The 13405-nt window shown below is 55.9% G+C and carries 11 protein-coding genes; 6 read left to right on the plus strand and 5 right to left on the minus strand.

Annotated features, from left to right (window positions below):
• Window positions 1–75: 75 nt before the first annotated feature.
• From HU722_RS06155 to HU722_RS06175, 5 genes are all read right to left on the minus strand, one after another.
• Window positions 76–1242, minus strand: a complete 1167-nt coding sequence (locus HU722_RS06155; RefSeq protein ID WP_065875014.1) for an alginate biosynthesis protein Alg44 — start codon at window positions 1240–1242, stop codon at window positions 76–78.
• Window positions 1243–1279: 37 nt separating this feature from the next.
• Window positions 1280–2761 carry a mannuronan synthase gene (alg8, locus tag HU722_RS06160; RefSeq protein ID WP_175402968.1) on the minus strand — a complete coding sequence of 494 codons (1482 nt, stop codon included), beginning with the start codon at window positions 2759–2761 and terminating at the stop codon, window positions 1280–1282.
• A gap of 83 nt (window positions 2762–2844) precedes the next feature.
• The gene (locus HU722_RS06165) at window positions 2845–4161 is read right to left on the minus strand and encodes a nucleotide sugar dehydrogenase (RefSeq protein ID WP_065875012.1); all 1317 of its coding nucleotides are present in this window, start codon (window positions 4159–4161) and stop codon (window positions 2845–2847) included.
• Between the two features lie 898 nt (window positions 4162–5059).
• Window positions 5060–5839, minus strand: coding sequence for a peroxide stress protein YaaA (gene yaaA / locus HU722_RS06170; protein WP_065875011.1), 780 nt, complete (start codon window positions 5837–5839; stop codon window positions 5060–5062).
• A gap of 135 nt (window positions 5840–5974) precedes the next feature.
• The gene (locus HU722_RS06175) at window positions 5975–6883 is read right to left on the minus strand and encodes a hypothetical protein (RefSeq protein ID WP_065875010.1); all 909 of its coding nucleotides are present in this window, start codon (window positions 6881–6883) and stop codon (window positions 5975–5977) included.
• 199 nt (window positions 6884–7082) lie between these two features.
• Here HU722_RS06175 and HU722_RS06180 point away from each other — a divergent pair, with 199 nt between their 5' ends.
• The 6 genes from HU722_RS06180 to HU722_RS06205 all read left to right on the plus strand — a co-directional run bounded on the left by HU722_RS06180 (window position 7083) and on the right by HU722_RS06205 (window position 13379).
• Window positions 7083–8207: a polysaccharide deacetylase family protein gene (locus HU722_RS06180; protein WP_065890493.1), complete on the plus strand. Its 1125-nt coding sequence runs from the start codon at window positions 7083–7085 to the stop codon at window positions 8205–8207.
• Between the two features lie 339 nt (window positions 8208–8546).
• Window positions 8547–9941 carry a PhoH family protein gene (locus HU722_RS06185; RefSeq protein ID WP_065875008.1) on the plus strand — a complete coding sequence of 465 codons (1395 nt, stop codon included), beginning with the start codon at window positions 8547–8549 and terminating at the stop codon, window positions 9939–9941.
• Window positions 9942–10029: 88 nt separating this feature from the next.
• The gene (gene moaC, locus HU722_RS06190) at window positions 10030–10503 is read left to right on the plus strand and encodes a cyclic pyranopterin monophosphate synthase MoaC (protein WP_016978208.1); all 474 of its coding nucleotides are present in this window, start codon (window positions 10030–10032) and stop codon (window positions 10501–10503) included.
• A complete protein-coding gene (gene moaD, locus HU722_RS06195) occupies window positions 10500–10742 on the plus strand; it encodes a molybdopterin converting factor subunit 1 (protein ID WP_049709886.1) in 243 nt (80 codons plus the stop codon). Before moaC ends, moaD begins: the two co-directional genes overlap by 4 nt.
• A gap of 2 nt (window positions 10743–10744) precedes the next feature.
• Window positions 10745–11197, plus strand: a complete 453-nt coding sequence (gene moaE / locus HU722_RS06200) for a molybdopterin synthase catalytic subunit MoaE (RefSeq protein ID WP_065875007.1) — start codon at window positions 10745–10747, stop codon at window positions 11195–11197.
• Window positions 11198–11405: 208 nt separating this feature from the next.
• Window positions 11406–13379: a hypothetical protein gene (locus HU722_RS06205; RefSeq protein WP_139114545.1), complete on the plus strand. Its 1974-nt coding sequence runs from the start codon at window positions 11406–11408 to the stop codon at window positions 13377–13379.
• The last annotated feature ends 26 nt before the right edge of the window (window positions 13380–13405 follow it).

Consider the following 13405-nt stretch of genomic DNA (forward strand, 5'->3'; position numbering starts at 1 on the left):
GATCCCTTAGCGAGCAAGCCCGCTCCCACAGGGATTGCGGTGTTTTTGGGAAAGTCATCACAGGCATGTCCTCGCTTACAGACCGTGAGCCATGGCTTTGTCGATCAGCCAGTTCAGCGATGGGCCGCGGTCGCTGGTCACTTCGACCGGGCGGCCGGCGTAGGTGCTGTCCAGCGGAGCGTCAGGCTTGATCTGCACGCGGATGTCGGAGGACAGGTCGGCGCTGTTCAGGCTGGTGCTGCTGACGATGGTGCCGGTGCGCAGTTGTTCTTCGTCGGCCACCTGGAAGCTCACCGGTGTGCCTGGGCGAACGTCACCAAACTGGCGATAGGTGAAGCGTGCTTCAACATTGGCTTGGGCGCCGCGCGGTACCAGTTGGAAGATCACATCGCCTTTGCTGGCGTACTGACCGTCGGCGACCATTTGCTGGGCAACGATGCAATCGCATGGCGAAGTCAGGGTGCCGGTCATTTGCTTGCCGAACAGCTCTTCAACCTTGGCCGGTTGCAGTTGGTCTTCATCCAGATGGCCCTTGAGCACATCCAGCATGCTGGTGCTGAAGGTGGCCAGTGGTGCGCCTTTGGCCGCGATCGCATCACCCTTGAGCAGGCTTTGCACGGTGCCGTCGCGCGGCATGGTCACGTTCATGCCAGGCACGCTGACAATGCCGGCCTGGGCGTGGCTGACGAAGTACATGCCGTAGACCGACTTGAACACAAAGCCGAACGCGGCCAGACCCACCAGGAAGATTGCCAGGCTGAACGTCACGGCGCGCAAGCGGCCGAAGGCGCTCATGTTGCTGCCGCTGTCCTTGACCTTGCGCGCCTTGGTGAAGTTGTCGCGCTGCAGGGTCGCGAGCACGTCGCCCATGGTCACGATGTCACCGGACAAGTGCGAGGTGATCAAGTGGCGCAGGGTGGAAATATCCTGGGCATCGAGGTTCTGGAACTGGCAACCGGTGCGGCCGGTCTGGCGGTCGTAGGAGCGAATCTGCAGCTCCACGTCCATCGCCAGGCCGAGGTTATCGATGACGAATTGCAGGCGCCCCTTGTGCACTTCACCGATGGTCAGCGGCTGCGTCGCGGTGAACGCGAGGCCGCCAGCGGACAGGTCGAGCACGCGTGCTTCGGTCGGCGTGCGGTCGGTGTTGAAAAAGCGCAGCTTGGCCGGGATTTTGACGCGGGCGTGCTGGCGCTGGGCTTCGGATTCGTGGACTACGTTGGCGTTTACTGGACTGTTCATCAGGGCATTTCCTAGAGTTAATTCAGGCTTGGCAGGGTCAGACCATCATCAGCAACACGGCAACAAAGATGCTGCCGGCGGAGAAGGTCATGGTCCGAGACGACCAGGTGTTGAACCAACGTTGAAAGCTGGCCAAATCGCGGGTCAGTTTGGTGTCCTGGCGGGTCCAGGACTGTTGATCAAGGCGGAAGAACACGTAGATCTTCACCAGCGCGCCCATGATCTGGTTGTAATAGAGAATCACCGGGTAGGCCGGGCCGATCTTGTGGCCGGAGCACGACAGCAGCAGGGTCAGGATCAGGCGGGTGATGCCGATCCACAGCAGGTACGCAAGGATGAACGCGCCGCCGTATTTGAAAGTGGCGATGATCGCCACGGTCAGGCCGAGCAGGGACGTCCACATCGACACGCGCTGGTCGAACAGCACCACGCTGGTGAACAAGCCCAACCGACGCACACCCAGGCCCAGGGCACGGGAGTTCTGGCGCAGGTTGTTGCCGTACCAGCGAAACATCAGCTTGCGGCTGGCCTTGATGAAGCTTTTTTCCGGCGGGTGTTCCACGGTATTGATCGCGGCGTCCGGCACGTAGAACGTGTCGTAACCCAGGCGCATCAGGCTGAACCAGCTGGACTTGTCGTCGCCGGTCAAGAACTTGAAGCGGCCCAGGCGCCAGTGTTGCAGCGAGTCGCTTTCCACATCGGCGATAAAGCCCGGGTCGGTCACTACGCTGGCACGGAACACCGACATACGACCGGTCATGGTCAGTACGCGCTTGGACAGGGCCATGGAGCACATGTTGATGTGGCGTTGGGCGAAGCGCAGTTTGTGCCACTCGCTCATGATGTAGCCGCCGCGCACTTCGCAGAACTCGTTGGTGGTCAGGCCGCCGACATTGCCGAACAGCTGGAACCACGGCACGGTCTTGCGCACGACGCCTTCGGCGAGCACGGTGTCGCCATCGATCACCGCAACCACTGCGCGGTCATCCGGCAGATGGCGGGAGATGGCGCGGAAACCAAAGGCCAGGCCGTCGCGTTTGCCGGTACCGGCGATCCGCACGAAGTCGAGCTTGACGTGCTCCGGTGGGTTCATGCGTTCCCACAAACTCTTCACCAGCAGCTCGTCGGACATTTCCACTAGTGAGCAGACCACGGTGGTGGGGAAGCCGCATTCGATGGCTTCACGGATCACCGAGCTGTAGACCTGTGCAGTGGTCAGCGCATCAATACGGAAACTGGTGACCATCAGGAACACATGGGACGGGTCGGCGGCCTTGCCCAGCTTGCGCACTTTGCGGCGCAGGTGCGGGTAGACCACGTACAGGAACAGCATGCCGCGAAAGAAATGCGTTGCACCCATCGAGTAGCGCCAGATACCGACGGCGCCAATCAGGAAAATAAAATTCTTCGACTCAGCGTCGAACGTACTCGCCGGCAGCAGCAGGGCGAGTCCCATCAGCAGGCTCAGGAAGAACAGCCAGCCGGCGGATTGGAGCAGTACGTGTTTTAACTTGGACATGAGCGTCATCCGAAGGTGAAGAAGGCTCCAGGCTGCAAGCGCTGGGGATTAGTACGCTTGCAGCCCGGAACTGGCCGTTGCTGTTACCAGCAAATGCCTTCGGTACGACCGGTCGTGCTGGTGGCCTTGGACATGAAGCCCACCAGGTCGATCACTTGCTTACCGTGCGGTGCGTTCTGCGCCAGGGCACGGAACTTCTCATCGCGGTTGCCCAGGATGATCACGTCGGAGTTGTTGATCACGTCGTCGAAGTCCGAGTTGAGCAGGGACGACACGTGCGGGATCTTGCCTTCGATGTAGTCTTTGTTCGCGCCGTGGACACGGGCGTACTCGACGTTGCTGTCGTAGATGCTCAGGTCATAACCCTTGCCGATCAGCATTTCTGCCAGCTCGACCAGCGGGCTTTCGCGCAGGTCATCGGTGCCGGCCTTGAAGCTCAGGCCCAGCAGCGCGACTTTGCGTTTGTCGTGGCTGGAAACGATGTCGAAGGCGTTCTGCACCTGGGACTCGTTGCTGCGCATCAGCGAGTTGAGCAGCGGCGCTTCCACGTCCAGGGTGCTGGCGCGGTAGGTGAGGGCACGCACGTCTTTTGGCAGGCACGAACCGCCGAAGGCGAAGCCTGGGCGCATGTAGTACTGGGACAGGTTGAGGGTCTTGTCCTGGCAGACCACTTCCATCACTTCGCGACCGTCGACGCCGACAGCCTTGGCGATGTTGCCGATCTCGTTGGCGAAGGTCACTTTGGTGGCGTGCCACACGTTGCAGGTGTACTTGATCATCTCGGCAACGGCGATGTCCTTGCGGATGATCGGTGCGTCGAGTTCTTCGTACAGCGACTGCAGGACATCGCCGGAGGCTTTGTCGAATTCGCCGATCACGGTCATCGGTGGCAGGTCGTAGTCAGCGATGGCGGTGGATTCACGCAGGAATTCCGGGTTGACTGCAACGCCGAAGTCCACACCGGCTTTTTTGCCAGAGCAGTCTTCGAGGATCGGGATCACCACGTTGGCTACGGTGCCTGGCAAGACGGTGCTACGCACGACCACAGTGTGGCGGGTGGCTTTGTCACGCAGGACCAGGCCGATCTCGCGGCATACCGCTTCGATGTAGTCGAGTTCCAGGTCGCCGTTCTTCTTGCTCGGCGTGCCGACGCAAATCATCGACAGGTCGGTATCGCGGATGGCTTCGGCGAAGTTGGTCGTGCCGCGCAGCCGGCCGGTTTCAATACCCTGGCTCAACAGTTCGCCCAGGCCTGGCTCAACAATCGGCGATTTGCCAGCGTTGATCAGGTCGATCTTATCCTTGGAGATATCTACGCCGACCACTTCGTGGCCACGTGCAGACAGGCAACCGGCACAGACTGCGCCAACGTAACCCAAACCAAATATGCTGATGCGCATCGCATTTACCTCATGTGTCATTGAAGACGGTGTTAATCATGCCAATAATTGGCCGGAGTTCATGTTTGCAAGCGTCACTGATGCCGCGAAAGTTAGGCGAATAGACGCCGACTTATCGCGTGCAGGCATGTTAAATAGCGAGTGACTAACTATTGCACTCAAGTTGTGCGCAACTTGGCCTTGTTATTGGGGCCTGCCCTGAAATGCAGCCAGCCTTCCTGGGAGAAGGGCGTGGCGCCAGTGCCACAAGATTTTGATATGGGTTTTTAGCCTTAAATATCAATGTCTTGGGTTGTATCACTGACCCATTAGGGTAAGCACAGCCTTGGCCTCATAGTTCGTGGCAAATCATCCTTGTCGCCGCTCGTAACTAAGCATTTGTAAAGTGACCACTCGGTCAAAGTTTAGTGTGACAACTTCGATACTCTCCATTGGTCGTCATGTAAGTCATCTCCTACAGAAACAGAGAATTTCGTTACCGGTGGTATGAGCCGTGCGTTTTGACGAAGTTCCGGGCCGCTCATCCTGTTTCCCGAAATTTCTTGAAATATTAGGCAAGATGGCACTAGTACTATATTGATAGCACTTGCTATTTGGGCCAGTAGTTGTGGGGAGTTGGCGCGCAGGGATAGTTTTGTGCCATCACGCTTTTAAAAAAGTGGTGCCACTACGAAAAAAAATGACGAATGTCGAGTGAAAGAATTGTTAGACATGCTTCAGGATGTTTTTTGACGCCAAAAATATGACGAATCTTGATGGGCGTGCACCTAAAAATGTGGGAGCGGGCTTGCTCGCGAATGCGGTGGGTCAGTCAACTCATTCAGTGGCTGACATTGCGCATTTGCGAGCAAGCCCGCTCCCACATTTGGACCTCATTGTCTGATGAGGCGGTTACGCCTTATTGCGGTGCGTGATCGCGCAAAAACACCAGGTTATCCGGCTTCGACTGCTCTGCATTGAAGCGATACCCCTGCACATCAAACGCCTTGAGCTTTTCCGGGTCGTTGATGCGTTCTTCGATCACAAAGCGGCTCATCATGCCCCGTGCCTTCTTGGCGTAAAAGCTGATGATCTTGTACTGGCCGTTCTTCAGGTCCTTGAACTCGGTGTTGATGATCCTTGCGTTCAGGGCCGTGCGCTTGACCGCCGAGAAGTACTCGTTGGAGGCCAGGTTGAGCAGCACGTCGTCGCCTTGCTCAGCCAGCGCTTGGTTGAGCCACTCACTGATTCGTGTGCCCCAGAAGGCGTACAGGTCCTTGCCACGGGCGTTGGCCAGTTTGGTGCCCATTTCCAGGCGGTACGGCATCATCAGGTCCAGCGGGCGCAGCAAGCCATAGAGACCCGAGAGCATGCGCAGGTGGTCCTGGGCGTAGGTGAAATCGGCATCGCTGAAGGTTTCGGCATTCAGGCCGGTGTAGACGTCACCCTTGAACGCCAGCAGCGCCTGTTTGGCGTTGGCTTGGGTGAACGCTGGGGTCCAGCTGCCGAACCGGGCAGCGTTGAGGCCGCCGATCTTGTCGGAGACGTGCATCAATTCGCTGATTTGCGCCGGGCTGAGGGTGCGCAATTGCTCGATCAGTTCCTGGGAGTGGTCCAGGTACTGCGGCTGGGTGAAGCGCTGGGTCACGGGCGCGGTCTCGAAATCGAGGGTCTTGGCGGGGGAAATCACCATCAGCATGAAGTTGGCTCCTGTAATCGTGGGAGGGATTCTAGGGGCTTGGGCGTTTTGACTCCACCTATGATGGCGATAGGTATGCACTCGTTACGCGCCTAGGGGTTAAATGCGCTCGGGGTCAAGGCTCGTTCCACATTGTTAGGTTTGCACGTAAAAGTAATGGGGGTGAGCAACGATCAATTCTTCCTGGCTCGTCGTCTGGTTTGCCAGAAATGCGCCGAGGAAAAAAATGTACGTTTTGCTGGTCGGTACTCCTGGGTTGATGAGCTGCATTGCCAGCGATTGGCCAGCGACGCTGGCGCTCAGCATGGCAGCATTGATAATGACGATCTTTGGAGTTGCGTGCGCTTTTTGTTCTTTCAGGCGAATGTAAAAATCGCCATTGGAGAGTTTTCCCGACACCACGGAGGCCGTGTGTATTCTTGTCCCAACTGAATACATCGATTCTGTGTCTTGATAATCAAAGGGATAAAACGCTGAGGCGTAAGTGCCGCCGAGATTCCAGGGGGCTTCTAGCGGCTGGGTTTTTCTGACCTGCTGAGTCAATTTGAGCCACTCCTTCGCGAAGCGCTCAACCCGCTGGGACTGGCTTTTACTCGTGCCTGCGCCGGTCCGGGATCGGCCTTGGGTCGAAGCGCTTGAAGGATTGATCTGGCTTGGAGAGATCGCGGTGGGGCCCCCGGAGCCAGGAGAGGTGCCGATAGGATCCACCCAAACAGCGGGGATATTGTTTTTATCCGGGTTGGCTCCTTGCGTTGGTGAAGCGTGCATAGGAGCCAGCTGCGGCTGTGAAGGTTTGCGATCGCAACCCGCTATGTGCTTTCCATGAAAATAGGATGAAGGCGTTATTTTTCGGCCAGGCTTGGAGGGCGAAATGATAGTAATGCGAACTTTAACCTTGCAGCGTGTGTTCGCGCACTCAACCTCCACTGCGCTATTGGCTTTGGCGGAGGTCGAGTAGTTCTTTTCGATGTCTTCAATGGAAACCAATTGCCCGACTTGCCCCAATGTCTGATGGCTCTTGGTCAGCCTTGCCTGCTCATGCATATTCAATATTCCTTTCGGTCTTTAGATGAATGCGGATCCCTTTGCGCACAGCTGGATACACACCGGCGCTCAATTGACTCTACCGGGCAAATGAGGTGCTGCGCCACTTTAGCGCCGACCCTATTCACGCTCCGGCATAGGCGTGGACGAGTGACTGATCGGCTATAGTGCCGGTCGACTCTGGAGAGGGAGACCCGTTGTGCGAATCGCGCTTTTTTTATCCGCTTGCCTGTTCTGCCTGAGCGCTCACGCCGCCCCGGTGGATGTGGCCAGCCTCGACCGTGGCACCTGGCCCGAAAAACTCGGCAGCCCGGCGCTGTTCGACGTCGCCTCGCGCGCGGAAATCCTGATGTTCGCCCATAGCCTGTTGGCCAGCGAGAATCAGGATGAAAGCGCGCTCAAACAGCGCCTTGGCCTGAAGATCATCAATCTGTCCGCCATCGACGACCTGCGTCGTCAGCTCTGGCAGCGCCTGCTGGAGAACTACACGCTTGCCCAAAGGAGCTGCGAGGAGGATGCCTCGTTCTGCTACCTGGTGGAAAACATGGACGACCTGCGCGAGCAGGCCGGCAAGTTCGAGGTCAGCAGCGATTCCTTCTATATAGGCTGGGCCGCCCCCAGTCATAGCTTCCATGAACGGTACCTGGACGAACTGCTGCGCAAGGCTGCGCTGTTTCCACAGATCAGCAGCGAAATCGCGCGGTTTGGCGACCATGAGCGTAATGGCGATGAATTCAACGACCGCCTGTTCCTGCTGACCTTCGACGGCGGCCCGGCCCCGGTCAGCGGTAACACCGACTGGCTCACCGACTACCTGCGCAAGCAAAAGATGAACGCCACGTTCTTCGCCCTCGGCAGCAGCCTGCAAACCCGGGTGGAGCGCAGTTCCGTTGCTGATGTGCAGGCGCTGTACCAGGGTCAGTGCGTGGGCACCCAGGGTTGGCAGTACCGTTCCCACAGTCATTGGGTGGATTGGCAGAGCTCCATCACCCGCAGTGCCTCACTGGCGCAAAACCTGATGCCGGAAAACTACGTGCCTCTCTTCCGTCCGCCCTACGGCCAGCGTCGTGCCGACAGCCAGGGTTTCTTTCAAGCCCAAGGCTTGCAGGTGGCATTGTGGGACATCGATTCCCAGGACGAGCCGGGCAAGCTCAAGGCCGATGAGTCGGCGCAACGGGTGCTGACGTTGATGCTGCTGTGGCGCAAAGGTGTGATTGTGTTTCACGACACCCAGGACAAAGCGCGGGTTGCTTTGCCCATCCTGCTACAGGCAACGGCGCAGAGTGGACTGGGTTGGCAGGACTGCCGAGAGGCGTTTCGCTGAAGTGCCCGGCCCTGTTGGGTGTGAGGCATTTTTGGAGTGATTTTGTACGATATTTCGATGCAGGCGGACTTCCGACTTTAACGGGGTACCTGTTACTCGGCTAGTGGTATTCGTCATCCTGAAAAATAAACTTCAAAAAAGCGTCAAAGTGCTTTTTCCTGTCATGGGTTTTGCGGTATTACGAAGTCAGATCGCCGAAACCTGCAACACAGGTGGCGTCTTCCAAGACTCCTCATGTGGGCACTGCGCTTGACGTCACTCAGGTGCAGTCGGTGGTCGAATCGAGGCGCAGCACCGCCCAGGTATTGCGTCGACTGGCTCCCACAAAGGTGACCGAGTATGGATGATCATGGACGTAACCCTTCTTCCGACCAGCCAATCCTTTATGTGCTTGATACCAACGTACTGATCCACGATCCGAACGCACTGCTTAACTTTGAAGAACACCACGTCGCCATCCCGATGATCGTGCTTGAGGAGCTCGACAAACTCAAAAGCGGGCACCACAGCGTTGCCGCCGAATGCCGCCAGGCCATCCGCCTGATCGACAAGACACTGGGCGAAGCATCGCCGGAGGATGTTGAAGTCGGCGTACCGATCCAGCGTGGCAAAAGCGGGCCCAAGGGCTTGCTGTCGATTCTGATGAGCAAGCGCAGCGAGCCCAACAGCCTGCTGCCGGAAAATCTGAACGACAACAAAATCATCAACCAATTGATCGACCTGCACGCGCGCGACAAGGATCTGCGCCTGGTACTGGTGACCAAAGACATCAATATGCGCCTCAAGGCACGAGCGTGTGGGATCGCTGCCGAGGACTACAGCACTGACCAACTGGTCGACGACGTGTCGATGTTGTCGCGTGGCTATCACACGGTGCCCGGCTCCTTCTGGGACCTCGTCAGCAAGGTCGAAACCCGTCAGGACCATGGCCGCACCTGGCATCAGGTACAGCTGATCGACAACCTGCCGGCTGTACACATCAACGAATTCATCATCGACGAACAGGGCTTTGTAGGCTGGATCAAAGAAATCCAGGTCGACAAGCTGCTGATTCTCGACCTGCATCAGGAACCCCTGTTGCACCAGGAAGCCTGGGGCCTGAAACCGCGCGATATCTACCAGAGCCTGGCGCTGTACGCGCTGCTCGACCCGGACATCCACCTGGTCAACCTGACGGGGGCTGCCGGTTCCGGTAAAACCATCCTTGCCTTGGCTGCCGCCATCGAGCAGACCATGGTGACCAAGCGCTATCGCCGCATCATCGCCACCCGCAGCGTGCAGGGCCTGGACCAGGAAATCGGTTTCCTGCCCGGCACCGAGGCGGAAAAAATGGAACCGTGGCTGGGGGCGATCACCGACAACCTCGAAGCCTTGCACATGGATGACGAAAACACCCATGGCAGCGTCGACTACATCCTCAGCAAAGTGCCGTTGCAGTTCAAATCCCTCAACTACATCCGAGGTCGCAGCTTCCAGCAGAGCCTGATTTTGATCGATGAATGCCAGAACCTGACCCCGCACCAGATGAAAACCATCATCACCCGTGCCGGTGCCGGTTCCAAAGTGGTGTGCCTGGGCAACCTGGCACAGATCGACACCCCTTACCTGTCCGCGACCAGCTCCGGGCTGACGTACCTGACGGAACGCTTCAAAGACTTCCCCAACGGCGTGCACATTGCGCTGCAAGGGGTGCCCCGTTCGATTCTGGCCGAATACGCCGAATCTCACTTGTAAATGCGGTCAGTGTGGGAGGGCACTTGCCCCTCCCACATTTTGATCGGCGATAGGTTTACAATCGGTGCTCCTGATCAGGAGTATCCCTGTGCTGACCCATCTCGATTCCCAAGGTCGCGCCCATATGGTCGACGTCACCGACAAGTCCGTGACGTTCCGTGAGGCGGTGGCCGAAGCGCGCGTGCGCATGCTGCCCGAGACCCTGAAAATGATTGTCGACGGCGCCCATCCCAAGGGCGACGTATTTGCCGTGGCCCGCATTGCCGGGATCCAGGCTGCGAAAAAAACCAGTGATCTCATCCCTCTGTGCCACCCGCTGATGTTGACGGGCGTCAAGGTCGAACTGAGCGCCGATGGCGTGGACGCTGTGCATATCCTGGCGCGCTGCAAACTCTCCGGCCAGACCGGTGTAGAGATGGAAGCGTTGACCGCTGCCAGCGTCGCGGCATTGACGATCTACGACATGTGCAAGGCCGTGGACCGTGGCATGACCATCGAAAGCATTCGCCTGCTGGAAAAGCTCGGCGGTAAAAGCGGGCACTTCAAGGCGGACCAGGCATGAGCATCAACGTATTGTTTTTTGCGCGTTACGCCGAAGCAGTGGGCTTTGACTCGCTGGAGGTGGAGGGCGATTTCGCCACTGTCGATGCGGTGCGTCTAGCGTTGGCCAGTGACCCGGAGTTTGCCGTACTCAACGAGACCAGCCTGATGTGTGCGCGCAACGAAGAGTTGTGCGGCCTCGATGAGCCAGTGCAGGCAGGTGACGAAGTAGCATTCTTTCCACCCGTGACCGGAGGCTGATCATGGCCATTCGTGTGCAGGCCCAGGCGTTCGATCCGGGTTTTGAGGTGAATGCCATGCACGCGGCCAATGTGGGCGTGGGCGGGGTGGTGAGTTTTGTGGGCTATGTCCGCGACTTCAACGACGGCCTGGACGTGGCAGGGATGTTCCTGGAGCACTACCCCGGCATGACCGAAAAGGCCCTGGCCAAGATCGCAGTCGAAGCTGAGCAGCGCTGGCCGTTGCTCAAGCTGGAAGTGCTGCATCGTATTGGCGCGCTGGAGCCGGGTGAGCCGATTGTGTTTGTTGCAGCCGCCAGTGCCCATCGGCAGGCGGCGTTTGATGCCTGTGCGTTTGTGATGGACTACCTGAAGACGCGGGCGCCGTTCTGGAAGAAAGAGAACACCAGTGAGGGGCCGCGTTGGGTGGAAGGGCGGGAAAGCGATTGTGCGGCTGCACATCGTTGGAACGTGTGAGAGTTTTCATGGCTTTTTGAAGCGCAAAACTTCATGACTATTTCTATTTGTTCTTATTAACTGTTACTTCTGACAGTTGTCATCACCTTGGTGAAAGACTTTTAATCGACCGTATGGTGCGGTGGCTTATAGCGGTTAAAGAAATTTATAATAAGTTTGTCGAGCCTGTAATTTTCTTATTTTTCATAATTTCTATAAGGAATTTGACATGGCTCAGACCGAAGATTCTATTCGCCTTTCTCATTTTACAATCAGAGGCTCTGGCGATGAAAGTTCGCGTTGCTCGGTATATGCCAATGGTAACCATCAGTGCGAGCTAATTATCGAAGTGATTAAAGAGGCTCAGGATGGGAACGGAGTGTGGCATGAAACTGAATTGTCGGAGTCTGAGCGTGCCAGTGTAACGGTCATCCAGTGTTTCGCTGATAAGATTCAACCACTCGCGTCGGGATGGTCGTGTGATAAGAAGAGAAATCAATATGATCTTGGCCTGCAAAAAAATAAAACAGGGCAGGGCAAGGCTAGAAAAAATGAAACTTCGATCTGCGGTGTAGGTTCTAAAAAAGAGTATGTGCGGCGTTTTATGCGTTGCGCCCCAACTGATAGTTATGCACCTATCACCCTTGTGGCCAAGGTTGAATTTGATGGCCAAGTTTATACGTCGGCAGGCTGTGCAGGCGATGAGGAAGATTCGTCGGTAGTCGTTAAGCCGATCCGTCCATTCGTCATTAAAGCTGAGGATCTCTCTGAATCTGCAGATGCTGCGTATGTAGACGCCAGATGTACCATTCAATGTTCCTATTGGACGCCTCCAAGCCCAATGTATTTTACTCGGAATTTAGGGCTTGGACGGTCTGTTGAATTTTCTGAAGAGGGAGAGCTGTTCCAAACATCGTTCTTACATGAGGAAGCATACAACTTGGGGTGGAAGGCTGGCGTTGTCAGGGGGGGGGACTATTCCGGTCTGCAGCTGCATTTGAGTGATATTCATCATGGTTTCTACCATCCATGGAAAAATCCGCTAGTACGATTTCATGAGCGTCCGACGATCATGCGTGCTCTCCACGTGAGTGATGATATGCCAATTCTTCGCGAAGACACTCGCAGTGCATGGACATTGATTGATAATGTCGGGACGACACAAAAATACCGTTTATCGAAATCATCTGGCGGTTTTGGGATGCGGGTGGAGGACTATGAGGAGATCGCTGAAACTAACGTCAAAGTCTTCAAGATTTTTTTCCCTAGTGGGCAGCCCAATAGTAATGAGCTCTATACCAATAATCGCCATCAATGCAAAGTTTTGATTGAAGTCGTCAAAGAAGAAACTCTCGATGGGAGCATCTGGGTGGAAAAACCCCTGACGAATGAGGAGAAAAAAAGCGCAACGATCACCTTTTATTCATCAGATAAGTTTGCCCCACTCCCGACGGGGTGGTCTGTTGACACAGATAAAAACATCTTCGATACGGGAATTCGCAGCCTGGATGCCGAGAACTCTGTGTGTGATGATAGTGGGTATACAGTTACCAATGATCCTAGAGCTGAAATAATTGAGCGATATATGCGCGTTGCGCCAGGCATCCCATTAGAATCAATCAGATTTATGGCGAGAATAATTGTAGGTGGCGTGGTTTATACAACTTACGGGTACGTGGGTAATTCATTTATCACTCTTTCACCTGTCAGGCCTTATGTTATTCGGGTTGGTGAGTTAACTGTGAATCGCTATGATGTTTTTAATGGCGCAGTCTCTACTGATTTAGATATGTATTATGTGCGTCCGTCAATGGGCGGTGTCGAGTTTCTGATGAACAAAGGGTTGGACACCCCTCTGTCGTTGCCTAGTGAAGGGTTAAAATTTCAGTCGTGTTACGCTCATAATGGGGGCGCTTTAGGGCGCTCTAGAAAAATTGGTGTGCTGTTAGGTGATGATGTTAATGCCGTCGTTCGATTTGGTGATATTGCGAATGATGGATTAGTGGATCCAAATATTATAATAAAAGCGGATCATCATAATACAGTAATGCGTATTGCGAGAGTGACAAGGCCTTCGATTTCGTTCGGTAGCGGAGACACAAAAACGCCATTGCGGCTGATCGATAATTACGGATGTGAGCAGGCGTATTATATTAATCAGAGTGAGGACGGTAATACCGCCTACTTTACCGATTATAACTAGTGCTTAGGAACCTTGAGTCTTGTTGT

Source organism: Pseudomonas tritici, assembly GCF_014268275.3.
In the GTDB taxonomy this organism is placed as follows: Bacteria; Pseudomonadota; Gammaproteobacteria; order Pseudomonadales; family Pseudomonadaceae; genus Aquipseudomonas; species Aquipseudomonas tritici.

Bases quoted from the DNA above. Each gene is read 5' to 3' on its own strand.
- HU722_RS06185 (WP_065875008.1), top strand. From the start codon at position 8,547: ATGGATGATCATGGACGTAACCCTTCTTCCGACCAGCCAATCCTTTAT.
- HU722_RS06155 (WP_065875014.1), bottom strand. From the start codon at position 1,242: ATGAACAGTCCAGTAAACGCCAACGTAGTCCACGAATCCGAAGCCCAG.
- HU722_RS06165 (WP_065875012.1), bottom strand. From the start codon at position 4,161: ATGCGCATCAGCATATTTGGTTTGGGTTACGTTGGCGCAGTCTGTGCC.
- HU722_RS06205 (WP_139114545.1), top strand. From the start codon at position 11,406: ATGGCTCAGACCGAAGATTCTATTCGCCTTTCTCATTTTACAATCAGA.
- yaaA (WP_065875011.1), bottom strand. From the start codon at position 5,839: ATGCTGATGGTGATTTCCCCCGCCAAGACCCTCGATTTCGAGACCGCG.
- alg8 (WP_175402968.1), bottom strand. From the start codon at position 2,761: ATGTCCAAGTTAAAACACGTACTGCTCCAATCCGCCGGCTGGCTGTTC.
- HU722_RS06175 (WP_065875010.1), bottom strand. From the start codon at position 6,883: ATGCATGAGCAGGCAAGGCTGACCAAGAGCCATCAGACATTGGGGCAA.
- moaD (WP_049709886.1), top strand. From the start codon at position 10,500: ATGAGCATCAACGTATTGTTTTTTGCGCGTTACGCCGAAGCAGTGGGC.
- moaE (WP_065875007.1), top strand. From the start codon at position 10,745: ATGGCCATTCGTGTGCAGGCCCAGGCGTTCGATCCGGGTTTTGAGGTG.